This is a genomic window from Edwardsiella sp. EA181011 (assembly GCF_000800725.1).
Taxonomy (GTDB): Bacteria; Pseudomonadota; Gammaproteobacteria; order Enterobacterales; family Enterobacteriaceae; genus Edwardsiella; species Edwardsiella anguillarum.
In genome coordinates this window covers 2241584-2260606 of sequence record NZ_CP011364.1, presented here as the reverse complement: position 1 = coordinate 2260606, position 19023 = coordinate 2241584, and the positions used below count along the sequence as shown (strand labels likewise).

17 protein-coding genes and 3 tRNA genes are annotated in these 19023 nt (G+C 58.9%); 11 read left to right on the top strand and 9 right to left on the bottom strand.

Features of this window, described 5'->3' with window-relative positions:
• Window positions 1-223 precede the first annotated feature (223 nt).
• From QY76_RS10005 to uvrY, 6 genes are all read right to left on the bottom strand, one after another.
• Window positions 224-310: transfer RNA gene (locus QY76_RS10005), tRNA-Leu, on the bottom strand.
• A 14-nt stretch (window positions 311-324) separates the two neighbouring features.
• Window positions 325-398: transfer RNA gene (locus QY76_RS10000), tRNA-Cys, on the bottom strand.
• Between the two features lie 38 nt (window positions 399-436).
• Window positions 437-512 (bottom strand) — tRNA-Gly (locus tag QY76_RS09995).
• Window positions 513-649: 137 nt separating this feature from the next.
• On the bottom strand, window positions 650-1198 hold the full coding sequence (gene pgsA, locus QY76_RS09990; RefSeq protein ID WP_012848878.1) for a CDP-diacylglycerol--glycerol-3-phosphate 3-phosphatidyltransferase: 549 nt from the start codon (window positions 1196-1198) through the stop codon (window positions 650-652).
• A 54-nt stretch (window positions 1199-1252) separates the two neighbouring features.
• Window positions 1253-3085 (bottom strand): excinuclease ABC subunit UvrC, encoded by a 1833-nt coding sequence (uvrC, locus tag QY76_RS09985; RefSeq protein WP_045428020.1) that lies wholly within the window; start codon window positions 3083-3085, stop codon window positions 1253-1255.
• Entirely contained in the window at window positions 3078-3734 is a 657-nt protein-coding gene (gene uvrY, locus QY76_RS09980; RefSeq protein ID WP_045428023.1) for a UvrY/SirA/GacA family response regulator transcription factor, read from the bottom strand. The genes uvrC and uvrY overlap by 8 nt, the downstream gene beginning before the upstream one ends.
• A gap of 564 nt (window positions 3735-4298) precedes the next feature.
• Here uvrY and QY76_RS09975 point away from each other — a divergent pair.
• Both QY76_RS09975 and QY76_RS09970 read left to right on the top strand, forming a co-directional pair.
• Complete coding sequence (locus tag QY76_RS09975; protein WP_012848881.1) at window positions 4299-4523, top strand: DUF2594 family protein; 225 nt, start codon at window positions 4299-4301, stop codon at window positions 4521-4523.
• A gap of 112 nt (window positions 4524-4635) precedes the next feature.
• Complete coding sequence (locus QY76_RS09970) at window positions 4636-4965, top strand: GlpM family protein (protein ID WP_034165461.1); 330 nt, start codon at window positions 4636-4638, stop codon at window positions 4963-4965.
• A gap of 34 nt (window positions 4966-4999) precedes the next feature.
• On the opposite strand, the gene hchA is transcribed toward QY76_RS09970, so the two are convergent.
• Window positions 5000-5854, bottom strand: coding sequence for a glyoxalase III HchA (hchA, locus tag QY76_RS09965; RefSeq protein WP_045428026.1), 855 nt, complete (start codon window positions 5852-5854; stop codon window positions 5000-5002).
• Window positions 5855-7200: 1346 nt separating this feature from the next.
• Window positions 7201-8454, bottom strand: coding sequence for an NADP-dependent isocitrate dehydrogenase (gene icd / locus QY76_RS09960; RefSeq protein ID WP_045428029.1), 1254 nt, complete (start codon window positions 8452-8454; stop codon window positions 7201-7203).
• A gap of 231 nt (window positions 8455-8685) precedes the next feature.
• Here icd and rluE point away from each other — a divergent pair, with 231 nt between their 5' ends.
• From rluE to QY76_RS09925, 7 genes are all read left to right on the top strand, one after another.
• Window positions 8686-9327 (top strand): 23S rRNA pseudouridine(2457) synthase RluE, encoded by a 642-nt coding sequence (gene rluE, locus QY76_RS09955; protein ID WP_071844156.1) that lies wholly within the window; start codon window positions 8686-8688, stop codon window positions 9325-9327.
• Window positions 9328-9364: 37 nt separating this feature from the next.
• The gene (locus QY76_RS09950) at window positions 9365-9811 is read left to right on the top strand and encodes an NUDIX domain-containing protein (RefSeq protein WP_034165465.1); all 447 of its coding nucleotides are present in this window, start codon (window positions 9365-9367) and stop codon (window positions 9809-9811) included.
• A 92-nt stretch (window positions 9812-9903) separates the two neighbouring features.
• On the top strand, window positions 9904-11007 hold the full coding sequence (gene mnmA, locus QY76_RS09945) for a tRNA 2-thiouridine(34) synthase MnmA (protein ID WP_045428035.1): 1104 nt from the start codon (window positions 9904-9906) through the stop codon (window positions 11005-11007).
• Between the two features lie 158 nt (window positions 11008-11165).
• Window positions 11166-12221: a GGDEF domain-containing protein gene (locus tag QY76_RS09940; protein WP_034165469.1), complete on the top strand. Its 1056-nt coding sequence runs from the start codon at window positions 11166-11168 to the stop codon at window positions 12219-12221.
• Window positions 12222-12383: 162 nt separating this feature from the next.
• Window positions 12384-13010 (top strand): high frequency lysogenization protein HflD, encoded by a 627-nt coding sequence (gene hflD / locus QY76_RS09935; RefSeq protein WP_045428038.1) that lies wholly within the window; start codon window positions 12384-12386, stop codon window positions 13008-13010.
• A gap of 28 nt (window positions 13011-13038) precedes the next feature.
• Window positions 13039-14409, top strand: coding sequence for an adenylosuccinate lyase (gene purB / locus QY76_RS09930; protein WP_045428041.1), 1371 nt, complete (start codon window positions 13039-13041; stop codon window positions 14407-14409).
• A 176-nt stretch (window positions 14410-14585) separates the two neighbouring features.
• Entirely contained in the window at window positions 14586-15344 is a 759-nt protein-coding gene (locus QY76_RS09925) for a GntR family transcriptional regulator (protein WP_034165472.1), read from the top strand.
• A 51-nt stretch (window positions 15345-15395) separates the two neighbouring features.
• On the opposite strand, the gene QY76_RS09920 is transcribed toward QY76_RS09925, so the two are convergent.
• The gene (locus QY76_RS09920; protein ID WP_034165473.1) at window positions 15396-16448 is read right to left on the bottom strand and encodes an ADP-ribosylglycohydrolase family protein; all 1053 of its coding nucleotides are present in this window, start codon (window positions 16446-16448) and stop codon (window positions 15396-15398) included.
• A gap of 345 nt (window positions 16449-16793) precedes the next feature.
• Between QY76_RS09920 and phoP the strand changes: the two genes are divergently transcribed.
• Both phoP and phoQ read left to right on the top strand, forming a co-directional pair.
• The gene (gene phoP / locus QY76_RS09915) at window positions 16794-17468 is read left to right on the top strand and encodes a two-component system response regulator PhoP (RefSeq protein ID WP_034165474.1); all 675 of its coding nucleotides are present in this window, start codon (window positions 16794-16796) and stop codon (window positions 17466-17468) included.
• A complete protein-coding gene (gene phoQ / locus QY76_RS09910) occupies window positions 17465-18937 on the top strand; it encodes a two-component system sensor histidine kinase PhoQ (RefSeq protein ID WP_045428044.1) in 1473 nt (490 codons plus the stop codon). Before phoP ends, phoQ begins: the two co-directional genes overlap by 4 nt.
• The last annotated feature ends 86 nt before the right edge of the window (window positions 18938-19023 follow it).

The window sequence follows — 19023 nt, the reverse complement described above, 5'->3', positions numbered from 1 at the left end:
AACCCGCGGGCTTTTCTGTTTATACGTAGCATGGCACGTCGCCACCCTATCGCGACGGGAGAAACAGGGGGTAGAAAAACACAGAGGAGCCGGGGGCGTTTTTTTCTCTGCTGCCACTCTGCTGCCATTTTGCTGCCACTGGACAAATTTAAGACACAAAAAAACCACCTTGCGGTGGCTTAATAACAAAACATATCGTTTTGATTTTTATACCATTTTGTCATGGTGCCCGGAGCGGGACTTGAACCCGCACAGCGCGAACGCCGAGGGATTTTAAATCCCTTGTGTCTACCGATTCCACCATCCGGGCGGCGACAAATAAAATGGAGGCGCGTTCCGGAGTCGAACCGGACTAGACGGATTTGCAATCCGCTACATAACCGCTTTGTTAACGCGCCAAACTGATTGACCCCGCCGTAGGGCAAGATCTTAAATTTGGAGCGGGAAACGAGACTCGAACTCGCGACCCCAACCTTGGCAAGGTTGTGCTCTACCAACTGAGCTATTCCCGCATAATCAACTTATTTAGTTGTATCTTCTGGCTTTTCATTATTGCCGTCCGATGCGATGCATTCTACTTATCTGACCGGCGGCGTCAACTCTCTTTTTCGCATCGGCCGCCCGTTTGCCGCTTTTTAACACAGCATCGTCAAGAGTCCAGTAGATCGCTGCGGGCAGCGCTCAGGTATTGGAACATCGACCAGAAGGTCAGCACCGCGGCGATATACAGCGCGACGATCCCAGCGACGGTGATATAGATGTCCGGACGCCACAGCAGGCCGACCAGTGCCATCATCTGCGCGGTGGTTTTCACCTTGCCGATCCAGGAGACGGCGACGCTGCTGCGCTTGCCGATCTCCGCCATCCACTCTCGCAGGGCGGAGATGATGATTTCGCGGGCGATCATGGTGGCAGCCGGCAGGGTAACCCACCAGACGTGGTAATACTCCGTGACCAGCACCAGCGCCGTCGCCACCATCACTTTGTCAGCCACTGGATCAAGGAAGGCACCAAAGCGGGTAGTCTGCTTCAGGCGGCGGGCGAGATAGCCGTCAAACCAATCGGTCACCGCCGCCACAACAAAGATCAGCGCGCAGGCGAAGGGGGCCCAGGCAAACGGAAGATAGAACGCCAGAACAAAAAACGGAATCAATATAACGCGGAACAGCGTTAATAACGTGGGGATATTTAATCGCATAGTACTGGACTATCTTCCTTTCGTGGATACTGCGTTTATGTTGCTACAACGCCCTCATTGTTTCAACGCATAGTGGATCTTTTCCGCCAATGCGACTGAAATACCGGGCACTTTTGCGATCTCATCAACACTGGCATCGCGCAACGGTTGCATTCCGCCCATATATTTGAGCAGTTGCTGACGCCGCTTGGGCCCGATGCCTTCAATGGACTCGAGCGCGCTGGTGCTGCGTACCTTCGCCCGTTTTTTCCGATGCCCGGCGATCGCATGGTTGTGCGACTCATCGCGGATATGCTGGATCAAATGCAGCGCCGGTGAGTCTGGCGCCAGGGAGAAGCCCTCCCCCTGCGCTTCAAAGAACAGCGTCTCCAGTCCCGCCTTGCGATCGCTCCCTTTGGCAATCCCCAGCAGCAGCGGACGATGCGTATCCCAAGGCACCTCCAGTTCGGCAAACACCTGTTTAGCCTGCGCCAGCTGTCCCTTGCCGCCGTCGATAAAAATAACGTCGGGGATTTTCTCTTCGTTCAGCGCCTTGCCATAGCGACGGCGCAGCACCTGGCGCATGGCGGCATAGTCATCACCCGGGGTAATGTCACTAATATTATAGCGCCGATATTCGCTGCGCAGCGGTCCATTGCGATCGAATACCACGCAGGAGGCCACCGTCTCCTCCCCCATGGTATGGCTGATATCAAAACACTCCATGCGTTGAATGTCCGCCCGCCGCAGCACCTGCTCCAGCTGCGCCAGGCGCTGCAGAATGGTCGACTGCTGTGAGAGCCGGCTGTTCAAGGCCGTCGATGCGTTAGTGCGCGCCAGCTTAAGGTAACGGGCGCGATCGCCGCGCGGCTGCGACTGAATATGGATCCGCCTTCCGGCCAGCTCACTGATGGAGTCCCCCAGCAGCTGGCGATCCGGCAGGGCAAAGTCGATCAGGATCTCGCCCGGCAGTGTGCGCATCTGACTGCCCTGCAGGTAAAACTGGCCGACAAAGGTCTGCAGCACCTCGGCCAGCGTCGTACCGGCAGGAACCCGCGGGAAGTAGCTGCGGCTGCCCAGCACCTGCCCCTGGCGGATAAACAGCACGTGAATACAGGCCATCCCCGCCTCAAAGGCGACGCCAATCACGTCGATATCGTCGTGATCGCCAGAGATAAACTGGCGCTCGGTCACCCGCCGCACCGCCTGGATTTGATCGCGCAGCCGCGCGGCCTCCTCAAAGCGCAGCGCCCGACTGGCCTCCTCCATCCTGATCACCAGCGCGTCGATCACCTGGCTGTCCTTCCCGGAGAGGAACAGCCGCACATACTCTACCTGGCGGGCATACTCCTCATCGCTGACCAGCCCGGCGACGCAGGGGCCCAGGCAACGCTGGATCTGGTATTGCAGACAGGGGCGTGAGCGATTGCGATAGACGCTGTCTTCACACTGGCGAATGGGGAACAGCTTCTGCAGCAGGGCCAGCGTCTCACGCACCGCGTTCGCGTTGGGAAACGGGCCAAAGTAGTCGCCCCGGGCGCGCTTGGCGCCGCGGTGTACCGTCAGACGCGGGTGACGCTCGGCGCTGAGAAAGATCAGGGGGTAGGATTTGTCGTCGCGCAGCAGCACATTATAGCGGGGCTGGTAGCGCTTGATGTAATTGTGCTCCAGCAGCAGCGCCTCGGTTTCCGTGTGGGTCACGGTCACGTCGATCTGGGCTATCTGGCGGACGAGAGCTTCGGTTTTGCGGCTGGCAAGCTGACGCCGGAAGTAGCTGGAGAGGCGTTTTTTGAGATCTTTCGCCTTACCGACATAAATAACCTCTGCGCCGGCATCGTACATCCGGTATACACCCGGTTGGTTGGTCACCGTCTTTAGAAAGGCGACCGCATCAAAGCGCTCACTCACTGCTCAAGATTTTCTCTGCGTTGCACAGCCCGTGACGGATAGCCAGGTGGGTTAACTCGACATCCCCGCTGATGTTCAGCTTACTGAACATGCGGTAACGATAGCTGTTCACTGTTTTTGGACTCAGATTCAGCTGTTCGGAAATCTCTGTCACCTTGCTGCCTTTGGTGATCATCAGCATAATCTGCAGCTCGCGCTCGGAAAGCGAGCCAAACGGGGACTCACTCTGCGGCGTCAGCTGACTCAGCGCCATCTGCTGGGCGATATCAGAGGCGATATAGCGCTGACCGGCGTATACCGCCCGGATCGCGCTGATCATCTCCTGCGGTGCCGCGCCTTTACTCAGATAGCCGAACGCGCCGGCCTGCATTACCTTCGCCGGCAGCGGATTTTCCGTATGAATGGTCAGCATGATGACTTTGACCTCCGGCTTTACCCGCAGGATCTTACGTGTGGCCTCCAGCCCGCCGATGCCCGGCATATTCATATCCATCAATACGATATCCGCACAGTTGCTACGGCACCACCTCACCGCATCCTCGCCGCACTGCGCCTCGCCTACCACTTTAATCCCTTTAATATCTTCAAGAATGCGTCGGATCCCTGCGCGCACCAGTTCGTGGTCATCAACAAGAAGAACGCTAATCAAAGATAAATCTCCCAGCTAGAGGAAACAACAGCATACTTTTATACCAAACTGTCTCAGTTTACTGTTTTTTGCCGAAAGAATGAATAGTGTAAATGTTACTTAATGCGGAAATATTGATAAGGTCGTTGGCACATGCAGATATCCTCACGCGCCGGCGCCTCACATAAAAATCACATTAAAAACAACACATTAAATAAAAATCGTTTAAAAGCGCCCCGTTACCCGATAAACTACCGCATAAAAAACGCGATTTTGACGCAGCCACGTAATAGGCTGGATATTGTCAGTCATTGAAAAAATACACGACAAAAATGACTTAATACAGCCGCAGATAAATTGCGCGCCCATCGCCTTAGTGTATACAAAAACGACATTTTTCTGTGTATATAAAGTAAAAATTAAACGGCGCTATAATCGGATCAATCCTCGTAACGTTACAGCGCAATAAACCGGGTTTTGTGATATACTCCGCTATCGGTTTTGCCCTGCGCAATTGCTATCGACCCCCGATGAACAGCCGTGTGCCACAGGCGAGCGGTATATTATCTGAACGAAAGGTAACTTATGAGTAACGTTGATTTTTCTACCGAAGCGACCATTGAGGCCTTAACACACGAGGTCACCTGTCTGAAAGCGACCCTGACCGAGATGCTCAAGGCGATGGGTCAGGCCGACGCCGGTAAAGTGATCATCAACATGGAAAAATACGCCGCCCGTATCGAGGATCAGGACCAATCCGACGCCTTTAAGAAAACCATGGCGCAGATCAAGCACGTTTACCGCCAGTAACCGGTTCTCTCCGGTAACCGGGCGGATCTCCCCGGCGCGGCGGCCGCCGCTGTCAACGGCGCATCCGCGCCGGGGGCTTTCCCGCTGCCCATCCGCAAAGGAGTGCCGCACCATGGGACTCACCCTCAAAGCGCTGATCGGCGCGCTGGCGGTATTGCTGATCGCCCTATTTTCGCGCAGTAAAAGCTATTACCTGGCTGGGCTGGTGCCCATGTTCCCCACCTTCGCACTGATCGCGCACTATATCGTCGGCCGTGAACACAGCGTCGATGCCCTACGTCGGACCATCCTGTTCGGCATCTGGGCCATCATTCCCTATTTTATCTACCTGCTTTCGCTATACCTGCTGGTTCCCCATCTTCGCCTCTCGCTGGCGCTGCTGGGCGCCGTCGTCGCCTGGGGGATCGCCGCCGCGCTGCTGATCCTGCAGTGGGGGCATTGAGCGACGCTTACCCTCGGAAACACACCGCGATGCCTCAGCTGCCGTAGTGCGCCAGCAGCGTCCGCGCAGCCAGCTGCCCCAGCGCGTTGGCGGCAAACGGACTGTCTCCGCTCAGCAGCTTACGATCCTGATGCACCTGCCCCGAAATCGCCGTATTGACCAGAGTCATTCCCATCGCCTGTAGCCGCTCCCCAAAAAACCACGGCAGCTCGCCCGGCATATAGCCGATCGCCGGCGTTTGTCGGTCGGCGCTGTCGGGAAAGGCACACAGGGCATAGCCCCGCAGCGGATTATCTCCCTGCGCCAGGGAGATAAACGCCGCCGGACCGTGACAAATAGCGATCAGATAGCGATCGCTACACATAGTCCAGCGGATCGTCTCCGCCACGTCGGCGTCAAAGGGCAGGCCGATCAGCGCACCGTGACCGCCGGGAATAAATACCCCGGCATAGTCCTGCTCTCCCGCCGTCAGAGCCGACAGCACCTCTCGCAGACGACGCGGGCGGCGCAACTGTGGCAGATAATGCTGATACAGCCCCTGAATCGCCGCATCTTCACGGGGCATCGCCCAATGCTCAAACTTCACCATCAGGCCCGAGGACGTAGCAATATCAAACGCAAAGCCCGCCTGGTGCAGATGATACATCGGCAGCAGCGTCTCTACCGGATGGTTTCCAGTGGAGAAAAGCGTGCCGTTCGCCATCGCGAGATAGCGCTCATCTGTCGCAATCACTAAGATTTTTTTACCACCGTCGTAGCGACGTGCATAGTCTGCGCCGCTCAGATCGGAAGTGGAACGGGTAAATTGATTCAGCGAAAACGCCGAGGGGAAAAACGCATTCGGCTCCGCGCGATCGGGCACCGGTTGCTGACTGAGATTCTGTTTCATTCCATTCCTCATCGTGGCTATCAATATGCCAGTTAAGTATAGGAGGCACCGTCATTATCAAGGATGATCAAGCGTATTATTGTTTAACCGAAAGCCACTCGTCTCTGTATCCATTGGTGGCAACTGGAGCATCAACTCCCCACGCTACGAGCCGCCGCGCTTCTGCGGCAGCATGAGGATTTAGCCTTCATGGACGTAGGCTGGGTCCTTACCCTGCCCTGCCTCTCGTGACAAACCACAGGCTGCCCCGAGCATTTTGAGAACGCAGAGCGCCTCTCCATAGAAAGGCCTACTTGATAGACGGGTAAGTCATTCATAACAGAACGCCCCGAAAACGGGGAATTTATTTCAAAATGAATAAAACGATCAATAAATATCAGTGTACCCCAGCAATATCAACTCTACTGAAATAGCATTCATCCATCCTCGGATGATGAGCCTCTTTTAGCTTTTCTAAAATTATCATCATTTTTCACATACTCTAGCGAATCAATAATGATTCCAGAAATGCGCAGTATATCATCTGGTGATAATATGTGTGTTTTGCTATTTTCGCATTCCAGCTTCGTCCTAGAGATTTCGTTAACTTGAACACCAGATAATTCTATCTAGAATACTATACATAATGATTTCTTGTCATAAAATCTAAGTATCCACCGATTTGCCTTACCTTCAAAAAGAACGCTGAAATATGGCTCAGCATCCTTATGCCTTACATCTACTTCATCCCTGATGATTTTTATGACCTTATTAAACATTTCAATTTCATTTTTTGTTGTAATTACATTTGGATTATTTGAATCAATAACATCAAAAGTATCGATGATATAAAAAATGCTTTTGAAATCATCATTATTAAGTCGTCACTCGTAATGCGCAGCGTGGCGTAAGATTGTCAAAGATAGTATTCTCTATATAAATCCCCACATATGCCAATCGTGTTGATTATCCGTAATCAGCGCGAGGCGCTAATGTATGAAGATAAGAATAACTTTTGGATTGATCATTAGTCAAAAACGATATTCAGCATACCGTATCTGATGGGAAGTTATTTACCATGACGAAGAGGGTATAGCCCCAAAGGTATGGAGCGATACATCGGTGTCTACAGGCTACACAGGGCAAAAATTATTATCTATAAGCGGTATACCAGGCAATAGTTGATCCATAATTCATCCAATTAGCCGGTGGGATACCGATGACGATTAGCAGGAGAAAATGGGCGGCAAGCTAGGTGTCTCGGTGTAATGAATGGCGCTTTGGTAATTTTTTGATACCCATTCGCATACTATAAAACCAAACGGAGGTTATTACACCTCCGTTGATTTTTCTAACCACTCAGAAAATCACATATTGTCGATGATCGCGTCGCCAAACTCAGAGCATTTCAGCAACTTAGCGCCATCCATCAGACGTTCGAAGTCATAGGTTACGGTCTTATTGGCGATCGCCCCTTCCATGCCTTTAACAATCAGGTCCGCCGCTTCCGTCCAGCCCATGTGACGCAGCATCATTTCGGCAGACAGGATGATCGAGCCGGGATTCACTTTATCCTGACCGGCGTACTTCGGCGCGGTGCCGTGGGTCGCCTCAAACAGCGCACATGCGTCGCCAATGTTGGCGCCCGGCGCGATGCCGATGCCACCGACCTGCGCCGCCAGCGCGTCGGAGATATAGTCGCCGTTCAGGTTCATGCAGGCGATCACATCATACTCCGCCGGACGCAGCAGGATCTGCTGCAGGAAGGCATCGGCGATCACATCCTTGATCACGATGGTTTTTCCGCTGTGCGGATTCTTCACCGCCAGCCACGGGCCGCCGTCGATGGGCTCGCCGCCAAACTCCTCGCGCGCCAGCTGATATCCCCAGTCTTTAAAGGCCCCTTCGGTAAACTTCATGATGTTGCCCTTGTGCACCAGGGTCACCGAGTCACGATCGTTGGCGATAGCGTACTCGATCGCCGCGCGCACCAGGCGCTGGGTCCCCTGCTCGGAGCACGGCTTCACCCCGATGCCGCAGTGCTCAGGGAAGCGGATCTTGTTGACGCCCATCTCTTCGCGCAGGAAATCGATGACTTTTTTGGCCTCGGGGCTGTCGGCTTTCCACTCGATGCCGGCGTAAATATCCTCGGCGTTTTCGCGGAAGATCACCATGTCCGTCAGCTCCGGCTGTTTGACCGGGCTGGGCGTCCCTTGGTAATAGCGCACCGGACGCAGGCAGATATACAGATCCAGCCGCTGGCGCAGCGCCACGTTGAGAGAGCGGATCCCGCCGCCGACGGGCGTCGTCAGGGGGCCCTTAATCGCTACGCGGTATTCGCGGATCAGATCCAGCGTCTCATCGGGCAGCCAGACATCCGGGCCATAGACCTGGGTCGCCTTTTCTCCGGTGTAGATCTCCATCCAAGCGATGCGGCGCTCACCGCGGTACGCCTTGGCAACGGCGGCATCCACCACCTTGATCATCGCCGGCGTCACATCCACCCCGATACCATCGCCTTCGATGAAGGGAATAATCGGCGTCGCCGGGACACTCAGCTTTCCCTGCGCATCGGCGCTAATCTTCTGCCCGTTGACCGGAATAATGACTTTACTTTCCATTAACCTATCCCTCCGCGTAACTCTCTCAGGCCTCGCCTGCGTTAACAGACGACAACCGGTTGATTTAATAAAAATTACACCTTATTTCTCGCTGTCATTTTGTTAAACCACTGTAAAACTTATGTCAATATTACTGAAATTAAAGACAGACGCCAATCGGAATCCATTTTTAGGTATAATCCGTGCGCCGCCGCACAATCCTGCGCGGACCGCTCCTTGCTAACATCCTATATGGCCACAGAAATGTCAAAAACAGCCCCCATTTCCCGCGCTCGGCGCCCGGCGTCATCCTCCCGCCGTCCCAGTATAGCCAAACGCCCCGCGGCGCCGCGTCAGGTGGTGATTTTTAATAAGCCCTTCGACGTCCTGCCGCAGTTTACCGATGAGCAGGGGCGCGCCACCCTGAAAGAGTATATCCCGCTGCAGGGGGTTTACGCCGCGGGGCGGCTGGATCGCGACAGCGAGGGGCTGCTAGTGCTGACCAACGATGGTCGACTGCAGGCGCAGCTAACCCAGCCCGGCAAGCGCACCGGCAAGGTCTACTATGTGCAGGTCGAGGGTGAACCTAGCGAGGCGGATCTGCAGCGCTTTTGCCAAGGGCTGACGCTGAAGGATGGCCCGACCCTGCCCGCCCTGGCCGAGTGCGTCACGCAGCCGGAGTGGCTCTGGCCGCGCAACCCACCGATCCGCGAACGCAAGAATATCCCGACCAGCTGGCTTAAAATCACCCTGTATGAGGGGCGTAACCGCCAGGTCCGCCGCATGACGGCCCATATCGGTTACCCTACGCTGCGCCTGATCCGCTATAGTATGGGCTCTCTTACCCTACAGGATCTAGCGCCGGGGGAATGGCGCCTGATCGACTGGCCCTGATGGCCTCTGGCCACAGCGCCGCAGCGGAGGCATTACCGTGCTCAAACCCCATGTGACCGTGGCCTGCGTAGTTCAGGCCGAAGGGCGTTTTTTAATCGTGGAAGAGACCATTGACGGCCAGCCGCGCTGGAACCAGCCCGCCGGCCACCTAGAGGCCGGGGAGACCCTGCTGCAGGCGGCGTCCCGCGAACTCTGGGAGGAGAGCGGCCTCCGCGCCGATCCGCAGCATCTGCTACAGATCTTTCAGTGGGTGGCGCCAGACGCCACGCCGTTTCTGCGTTTTACCTTCGCCATCGATCTGCCGCGCATGGTCAACGCACTCCCCCACGACGACGATATCGATCGCTGCCTGTGGCTAGACGCGGCGCAAATCCTTCGCGCCACGCAGCTGCGCTCCCCCCTGGTGGCGGAAAGCCTGCGCTGTTACCAGCGAGGCGCGCGCTACCCGCTGACCCTGCTGTGCGCCTACCCCACCCTACCCTGAGGCGAACGGGGCACCGGAGAGGCGATGCGCGCGCGTGGGCAACGTGATAAAATGCGGCTTCGTTTATGTTCCACTCAGACTGCGAGAGTCTCATGTCAGATAACAGCCAGAAAAAAGTGATCGTCGGAATGTCCGGCGGCGTCGATTCCTCCGTATCCGCCTACCTATTACAACAACAGGGATATCAGGTTGCTGGCCTGTTCATGAAGAACTGGGAAGAGGACGATAGCGACGAATACTGTTCAGCGGCTACCGATCTAGCCGATGCCCAGGCCGTCTGCGATAGGCTGGGCATCGAGCTGCATACCGTTAACTTCGCCGCCGAATACTGGGACAATGTCTTTGAGCTGTTCCTGCAGGAGTACCGCGCCGGGCGCACGCCCAATCCGGATATTCTGTGCAACAAGGAGATCAAGTTTAAGGCGTTTCTGGAGTTCGCCGCCGAAGATCTGGGCGCCAACTACATTGCCACCGGCCACTATGTGCGCCGCCGCGACATCAACGGCACCACCCAGCTGCTGCGCGGCGTCGATACCAACAAGGATCAGAGCTACTTCCTGTACACCCTCAGCCACCAGCAGGTCGCGCAGAGCCTGTTCCCGGTAGGCGAGCTGGAGAAGCCCGAGGTGCGGCGCATCGCCGCCCAGCTGGATCTGGCCACCGCCAAGAAAAAGGACTCTACCGGCATCTGCTTTATCGGCGAACGGAAGTTCCGTGAGTTTCTGGGCCGCTATCTGCCGGCGCAGCCGGGCAAGATCGTCACCGTGGACGGCGAGACGATCGGCGAGCATCAGGGGCTGATGTACCACACCCTGGGACAGCGTAAGGGGCTCGGCATCGGCGGTACCAAAGAGGGCAGCGAAGATCCGTGGTACGTGGTGGACAAGGATCTGGACAACAACGTCCTGGTGGTCGCGCAGGGCCATGACCACCCGCGCCTGTTCTCCAACGGCCTGATCGCCCAGCAGCTGCACTGGGTCGATCGTCGTCCCCTCGACGCGCCGCTGCGCTGCACGGTAAAAACCCGCTACCGTCAGGCCGACATCCCCTGTCGGATTACCCCGCTCGCCGATGACCGCATTGAGGTGCGCTTCGACCAGCCCGTCGCCGCCGTCACGCCGGGGCAATCCGCGGTGTTCTACCAGGATGAGGTCTGCCTGGGCGGTGGGATCATCGAAACCCGCCTGCTCGACTGATCGCGCCAGCGCTCCCCGCGCGCCCCACCGGTGCGCGGGTCTCTTCCGCTGTCTGGCTGGCTTTACATTCCCCCAGTGACGATTCCGCCCGCGCTTTTCGGTCGCTCGCCTCCCTGTGATAGACTAAGAAAAATCTTAATTTTGCGCCCGTAGTCCTGATGAGCCCGCTGCAATCCCTCGACGTTCTGTATATCAACGCCTGCGTTACCTACGCCACGCTCTCCGTGAGCTATTTCGCGCTGAGTAAACAGGGGGCCCTGGGGCCCGCATCGCCGCTCTCCGGTCGTATTCTGTGGGGGATCGTCGCCGGCCTGCTCTCCTGGTATCTGACCGGCAGCAAGATGTACTTTACCGCGCAGATCCACTACACCTTTGAAATCGTTCCCATGCTGCTGGTGACCTTCTTCGGCGGCTGGTGCGCCGGCCTGACGGCCTGGCTGCTCAACTTTGTCACCACCGGCGGCTTTGTCCTCGACAACCTGTTTATCGGCATGATGCTGGCGCCGGTGCTGATGGCGCGCGTGTGGCGGCACAATACCCTGCGCACCTTTATCCTGTGCATTTCGCTGGTGACGCTGTTCCGCCTGCTGATCGTTATCCCCTACGTGACCCAGCGCATCTATCTGCTGGACGTGCTGCTGCATCAGACCATCACCTACTTCTGCCTGCTGGTCTGCTACCAGACCCTGGCACTCAAGCAGCGCAGCATCAGCGCCTATTTCACCCTGAGCGAGTCGGCCCTGCGCGACCAGCTGACCCAGACCAATAATCGCCAGGGGCTCCAGCAGCAGATCCTGCGCCTGGAGCACAGCCGCAGCGCCTGCTGCATCGCCATGATCGACATCGATAACTTTAAGCAAATCAACGATCGCTATGGCCATCTGTGCGGTGACCGGGTCTTGACCGCCGTCGCCGCCATCGCCTCGCAGACCCTGCAGTCCCGGGACTACATGGCCCGCTTCGGCGGAGAGGAGTTCGTCATCCTATTTCCCGGGAAGACGCTCGAGCGGGCCAACGCGCGCTGCGAGCAAATCCGTCAGGCTATCTGCAGTACCCCCATCTACCTTTGCCATGACCAGCAAATCCGGGCGACCGCCTCCTTCGGCCTCAGCTATTTCGACGGTCGAGACAGCCTGCAGCAGGCCATCGCGCGGGCCGACGGCGCCCTATACCGCGCCAAGCGCCGCGGTAAAAACCGCGTTGAGTGCGCCTGACGCACGGCGTAGGCGCCATCGTTTGCGCAGATGTGCGCCAGTTACCCGCGCCAATCGCCCGTGCCGCTAGGTTTAACGCCGCGTTTATGGCATGATCGTGCGTCAGAATCTGACACCGGTGCCGCGGCGCCAGTGTTTCGCTGCCCGCAAACAGGAGTCCACGTGGCGAAGAATTACTATGACATCACTCTGGCGCTGGCCGGCATCTGTCAGTCAGCGCGTCTGGTTCAGCAGCTGGCCCATGAAGGGCAATGCGACAACACCGCGCTGCGTACCTCGCTGAACAGTATTCTTCAAACCGATCCGCCGAGCACCCTGGCCGTCTTCGGCGACCATGAGCGCGTACTGAAGCCGGGTCTGGAGACCCTGCTCAACGTCCTGAACGCCAACCGCCAGGGGCCGGGCGCAGAGCTGACCCGCTACTGCCTCAGCCTGATGCTGCTGGAGCGCAAGCTGTTCGGCAACCCGCAGGCCCTGTGCACCCTCTCAGAGCGTATCGGCGAGCTCGATCGCCAGCTGGCGCACTTCGATCTGGAGTCCGATACCATCGTCAGCGCGCTGGCCGCCATCTATGTGGATGTGATCAGCCCGCTGGGGCCGCGGATTCAGGTCACCGGCTCTCCCGCCGTGCTGCAAAATGCCCTGGTGCAGGCGCGAGTGCGCGCTGCGCTGCTGGCGGGGATCCGCGCCGGGATCCTGTGGCAGCAGGTCGGCGGCAGCCGGCTGCAGCTGATGTTCTCCCGTAACCGCCTGTTCCAGATGGCGCAGAATTTATTGACCCACAGTTAACCTTTCCCAATCCCAGGAGTTGCTACCGATGGAATTATCCTCCCTGACCGCCGTATCCCCGATCGACGGCCGCTACGGCGATAAAGTCAGTGCCCTGCGGCCGATCTTTAGTGAGTTCGGTCTGCTGAAGTTTCGCGTCCAGGTAGAAGTGCGTTGGCTGCAAAAACTGGCCGCCTGCGCAGAAATCGGCGAAGTTCCCGCTTTTGACGCGGACGCAAACGCTTTCCTTGACCGGATCGTCGACCAATTCAGCGAAGAGGATGCCCGCCGCATCAAAACCATCGAGCGTACCACCAATCACGACGTGAAGGCGGTCGAGTACTTCCTGAAAGAAAAAGTGGCCGACCAGCCTGCGCTGCACGCGGTCTCTGAGTTTATCCACTTCGCCTGCACCTCTGAGGATATCAACAACCTCTCCCATGCCCTGATGCTGAACAGCGCGCGTGAAGAGGTGCTTAAGCCGGTCTGGCGCCAGCTGATCGATACCCTGCGCGATCTGGCGCAGCGCTACCGCGATATTCCGCTGATGGCGCGCACTCATGGTCAGCCGGCCACCCCCTCGACCGTCGGCAAAGAGTTCGCCAACGTCGCCTACCGTCTGGAGCGTCAGTTCCGTCAGCTGACGCAGGTTGAGATCCTGGGCAAAATCAACGGCGCCGTCGGCAACTATAACGCCCATCTAGCCGCCTACCCGCAGATCGACTGGCACGCCTTCAGCGAAAGTTTTGTCACCTCGCTGGGGATCCAGTGGAACCCCTACACTACCCAGATCGAGCCGCACGACTATATCGCCGAGCTGTTTGACTGCGTCGCCCGCTTTAACACCATTCTGCTCGACTTCGACCGCGACGTATGGGGCTATATCGCACTCAATCACTTCAAGCAGAGAACCATCGCTGGCGAAATCGGCTCCTCGACCATGCCGCACAAGGTCAACCCGATCGACTTTGAAAACTCCGAAGGCAATCTGGGCCTCTCCAACGCCCTGCTGGGGCATCTAGCGTCCAAGCTTCCGGTATCGCGCTGGCAGCGCGATCTAACCGACTCCACCGTCCTGCGCAACCTGGGGGTCGGCCTCGGCTACGCCCTGATCGCCTACGCCTCGACCCTCAAGGGGCTGAGTAAGCTGGAGGTCAATCAGGATCACCTGCTGGACGAGCTGGATCATAACTGGGAACTGCTGGCCGAGCCGGTGCAGACGGTGATGCGCCGCTACGGCATCGAAAAGCCCTATGAGAAGCTCAAGGAGCTGACCCGCGGTAAGCGGGTCGACGCCGCCGGGATGCAGCGCTTTATCGACGGCCTGGCGCTGCCGGAAGAGGAGAAGGTGCGCCTGAAGGCCATGACCCCGGCCGCGTATATCGGCGCGGCGGCGGCATTGGTCGATAAATTAAAGTAACACGCTGAACTGTATGAAATTACGCCACCCGTCTACGCGGGTGGCGTCGCCGTACTCCTCCACGCGCCCGCGGTCACACTGCGCCGACTTTTTGCTTCTGCCGCGCCCCGTCAGCGACTACACTGAGATCCTACAATATTGCTTATCATTGAGACCATCTCCGGACCCTGAACGCTATGAGTGCCGACCCAACCCCACTGCTACACAAGCTGCGTGACGATCTCGCGCAAAGCGGCTCAATGCCGATCTATCTGCGCTTTAACGAATCCATCCGCCAGGCCATCGCCCAGGGCATGCTGCAGCCGGGCGACTTTCTGCCCAGCGAGCGCGCCTTTACCGATGCCCTGAAAATTTCACGCATCACGGTACGCAAGGCGCTGGCCTGCCTCGAGCAGGATGACATCATTGGTCGCGGACGCGGCTTTGGCACCCAGATCAAGCAGGTGCCCATGTCCTCGCTGGCCTACTCGCTGGCTAACATCAAGGGCTTCTCCGGCGAGGTCGCCATGCAGGGACGACAGCCCGGAACCCGCTGGCTGTCGCGCGAGCTGGTGCCCGCCTCGGCGACCATCGCCGACAAGCTGGACATCGCGATCGACACCCCGGTCTACCGCCTGGAGCGCATTCGCACCGTGGACGGTCAGGCGCTCTCCGTCGCCATCTCCTACGTGATACGCGAGGCTATTGATGACTGTCAGGCGATCGGCGAATCGCTGTACGACTACCTGCGCGCGCGGCAGATTCAGTTCGGCCGCCTCTCCAGCCAAATCGGCGCCTGTCTGGCCGACCCCTCGCTGCAGCAAAAACTGGGGATCGGCGCACCGACCGCCATGCTGGTGATCCGCCAGGTGCTCAGCGATCGCGCCCGGCGGCCCCTGGAGTACAGCATTAACTACTGCCGCGGGGACATGTACGAATACACGGCGGAGGAGTAAGCGGCGGGGCCATCCGCCGCGACGGCCCGCCCTTGACGGTGACGGCGCGGATCAGCCCGCGCAGCGCCGCTGACGCAGGCGCAGCAGCCCGGCGCTGTAGTGTCCCATATCGCGCGGATTCACCTGGCGCAGCGTCGCCAGCCAGTCGGCGCGGATCCCCTGAACCCCGGACAGCGCCCCGCAGATCGCCGTCGCCATCGCCCCGATGGTGTCGGTATCACCGCCCAGGTTGGCGCACAGCTCGGCGCAGCGATTGGGGCACCCGCCGGCCAGGTCGACCATGGCGATCGCCGCCGGCACCGACTCAACGGTGTCAACCCCGGCGCCGATCAGCTGATACACCCGCTCGCTGCCCTGTTCATAGCCCGCCGCCGCCGCCGTCAGCGACAGCGCCAGCTCGATCCGCGCCGCCAGCGAAGGGCTGAAGGTCGATGGACGATAGCGCTGGGCATAGTCGGCAACGCCCGGCAGCGCCAGGCGGATTGTCGCCCAATCGGCCCCCTCGATGGCACGGGAGACGGCCCAGGCGATCACGGTGGCGCCAGCGACTGCGATATCCGACTTGTGGGTGGGGCTGGAGGCCTGCCATACCTGCTCGACAAACACCGGCAGCGGCGCCGACGGCAGCAGACAGCCCAGCGGGGAGACCCGCATGGCGGCGCCGTTGGTCACCCCGTTGTTCTCCAGATCGGCAATGGCCACTCCCTCCTGCTGCGCGCTAAGCGCGCGGCGGGAGCTGGGGCCAAGAATATTGCGCTCAAAGGCACCGAACCCCTGCGCCCAGGCCATGATATTGCGCGCGATCAGCTCCGGGACGACCTCGCCCTCCGCTTCCAGCAGCGCATCGGCCAGCGCCAGCGCCATCGCGGTATCATCGGTATACTGTCCGGCGCCAAAATAGCAGGCGGCGCAGTTCTCCTGCGGCCCGTCCAGAAAGCGATCTATCCAGCCAAAGTGACGGCGCACGCGCTCACGCGGCCACAGCTCCGACGGCATCCCCAGCGCATCACCCAGCATCTGCCCGTACAGCGCGCCGAGAATGCGCTGCTCGATCTCCGCTTCGCCCGTGGTTTGTGCGGTTGCCTGTGCGGCGGATAATGTCATACCTTCCTCTCTCTCTGTCCGACGGCGACGCTGCCGCGGCGCCACATAGTACCTTAATGACACCACAACAGACAGTCTACGGCAGCGATCCCCGCCGCCCCCGATCGCATTATTCCATCACTCAAATGTCCACTATCGCCCCTGCCTCTCCTTCAGTTTACCTACCGTTGACGCTGCGGTGTTTATGGTTAGCCGACGGAGGGTACGCTACGGCGGCCCGCCGCGGCCTAGGGAGAGTAGATCTCGGCATCATTTGCGTGGACGCTGCACAGACTTTCCGCTAGGGTGAAACAGTGGATCCGGCGAACGGCCGGTAACCCGATTCGGGAGTGAAAGAATCTATACATGCGTATCTTAGTCGTCGAAGACAACAATCTGCTGCGCCATCACCTGTCGGTACAGATGCGCGAGCTGGGCCACCAGGTCGATGCCGCAGAAAACGCCAAAGAGGCGGACTTTTTTGTCCGTGAACAGAGCCCTGATATCGCGATCGTCGACCTCGGCCTGCCGGGGGAAGACGGCATGAGCATGATCCGCCGCTGGCGCAGCGAGCAGATCACCCTGCCCATTCTGGTGCTCACCGCCCGGGAAAGCTGGCAGGAAAAGGTCGCGGTGCTGGAGGCGGGCGCCGATGACTATGTCACCAAACCCTTCCACTTGGAGGAGGTGCTGGCGCGCATGCAAGCCCTGATGCGCCGCAACAGCGGTCTGGCCTCGCAGATCATTAGCATGCCCCCTTTCCAGGCGGATCTCTCGCGCCGCGAGCTGCGGGTCAACGAGACGCTGATCAAGCTCACCGCTTTCGAGTACACCATCATGGAGACCCTGATCCGCAACAGCGGCAAGGTGGTCAGCAAAGATGCCCTGATGCTGCAGCTCTATCCCGACGCCGAACTGCGCGAAAGCCATACCATCGACGTACTGATGGGGCGCCTGCGTAAAAAGCTGCAGAATGAATACCCAGGCGATGTCATCACCACCGTACGCGGTCAGGGCTACCGCTTCGACGTGCCGGCATGATGTTGCAGCGCTGGCGGGCATGGAAGACCCGCCCCTTCTCGCTGCGCACCCGCTTTATGCTGGCCACTGCCGCGATGGTGTTCCTGCTCTCGCTGGCCTATGGCCTGGTGGCGGTGGTTGGCTACGCCGTCAGCTTTGACAAAACCACCTATCGCCTGCTGCGCGGCGAGAGCAACCTGTTTTTTAGCCTGGCCCACTGGCAAGATGGGCGCCTAACCATCACCCCGCCGCCCAATATGGCGCTGAATACCCCGACGCTGGTGATGATTTACGACCGCGAAGGACGTCTGCTCTGGTCCCAGCGCCAGGTGCCGGCGCTGGAAAAACGCATTGAGCGCAGCTGGCTGGAGAAGCCGGGCTTTTATGAAATCGACAGCAACAAGCATTTCAGTAGCACCGTGCTCGGCGACAACCCGCAGATGCAGGATCAGCTGAAGGACTACGACTACGACGACGACAGCGCCGACGCCATGACCCACTCCGTCGCCGTCAGCCAGTATGCCGCCACCGAGCACCTGCCGGCGCTGACCATCGTGGTGGTCGATACCATTCCCCAAGAGCTGCAAAACTCCGACATGGTCTGGGGCTGGTTCAGCTATGTGTTGATCGCCAACGTGCTGCTGGTGATCCCCCTGCTGTGGCTCGCCGCCTACTGGAGCCTGCAGCCGATCAAGGCCCTGGCCACCCAGGTGCGCGAGCTGGAGAAGGGACAGCGCGATAGCCTCAGCGAAAACCCGCCCCATGAGCTGCGCGGGCTGGTGCGCAACCTGAACATCCTGCTGAGCAACGAGCGCCAGCGCTATACCCGCTACCGCACCACCCTCGCCGATCTGACCCACAGCCTGAAGACCCCGCTGGCGGTGCTACAAAGTACCCTGCGCTCCCTGCGCAACGGCAAGGCGCTGAACGTCGAACAGGCAGAACCGATCATGCTGGAGCAGATCAGCCGTATCTCCCAGCAGATCGGCTACTACCTGCACCGCGCCAGCGCCCATTCGGAGCACAGCGTGCTCAACCGCGAGGTGCACTCGGTATCGGCGATCCTCGACGCCCTGACCTCGGCGTTGAACAAGGTCTATCAGCGCAAGGGGGTGGATATCTCGCTGGATATCCCGCCGGAGCTCACCTTTATCGGCGAAAAGAACGATCTGATGGAGGTGATGGGGAACCTGCTGGATAACGCCTGCAAATACTGCCTGGAGTTTGTGGAGGTCAGCGCCTGCCTGCACGGCGACGGTCTGATGCTGTGGGTCGACGACGACGGCCCCGGCATTCCGCGCGACAAACGCGAGCTGGTGTTCGCCCGCGGCCAGCGCGCCGACACCCTACGCCCCGGCCAGGGGCTAGGGCTGGCCCTGGTGGACGAGCTGGTCAATCAGTACGACGGCAGCATCACCGTCGGCGACAGCCCGCTGGGCGGCGCGCGCATCTGCGTACGCTTTGGCCAGCAGCACCCGGATTGCGATTAAATCGGCCACCGGCCGCACAATATTCCCCTTAGCCCGGCGGATCGCCCCGCGTCATCCGTTATACTAGGCTGTGTCCCGCCGCGCGA

Excerpts from the sequence above, each read along its gene's own strand:
- QY76_RS09920 (WP_034165473.1), bottom strand. The coding sequence starts at position 16,448 with ATGACATTATCCGCCGCACAGGCAACCGCACAAACCACGGGCGAAGCG.
- QY76_RS09975 (WP_012848881.1), top strand. The coding sequence starts at position 4,299 with ATGAGTAACGTTGATTTTTCTACCGAAGCGACCATTGAGGCCTTAACA.
- pgsA (WP_012848878.1), bottom strand. The coding sequence starts at position 1,198 with ATGCGATTAAATATCCCCACGTTATTAACGCTGTTCCGCGTTATATTG.
- phoP (WP_034165474.1), top strand. The coding sequence starts at position 16,794 with ATGCGTATCTTAGTCGTCGAAGACAACAATCTGCTGCGCCATCACCTG.
- mnmA (WP_045428035.1), top strand. The coding sequence starts at position 9,904 with ATGTCAGATAACAGCCAGAAAAAAGTGATCGTCGGAATGTCCGGCGGC.
- purB (WP_045428041.1), top strand. The coding sequence starts at position 13,039 with ATGGAATTATCCTCCCTGACCGCCGTATCCCCGATCGACGGCCGCTAC.
- hchA (WP_045428026.1), bottom strand. The coding sequence starts at position 5,854 with ATGAAACAGAATCTCAGTCAGCAACCGGTGCCCGATCGCGCGGAGCCG.
- rluE (WP_071844156.1), top strand. The coding sequence starts at position 8,686 with ATGGCCACAGAAATGTCAAAAACAGCCCCCATTTCCCGCGCTCGGCGC.
- icd (WP_045428029.1), bottom strand. The coding sequence starts at position 8,454 with ATGGAAAGTAAAGTCATTATTCCGGTCAACGGGCAGAAGATTAGCGCC.
- QY76_RS09925 (WP_034165472.1), top strand. The coding sequence starts at position 14,586 with ATGAGTGCCGACCCAACCCCACTGCTACACAAGCTGCGTGACGATCTC.
- QY76_RS09970 (WP_034165461.1), top strand. The coding sequence starts at position 4,636 with ATGGGACTCACCCTCAAAGCGCTGATCGGCGCGCTGGCGGTATTGCTG.
- phoQ (WP_045428044.1), top strand. The coding sequence starts at position 17,465 with ATGATGTTGCAGCGCTGGCGGGCATGGAAGACCCGCCCCTTCTCGCTG.
- QY76_RS09940 (WP_034165469.1), top strand. The coding sequence starts at position 11,166 with ATGAGCCCGCTGCAATCCCTCGACGTTCTGTATATCAACGCCTGCGTT.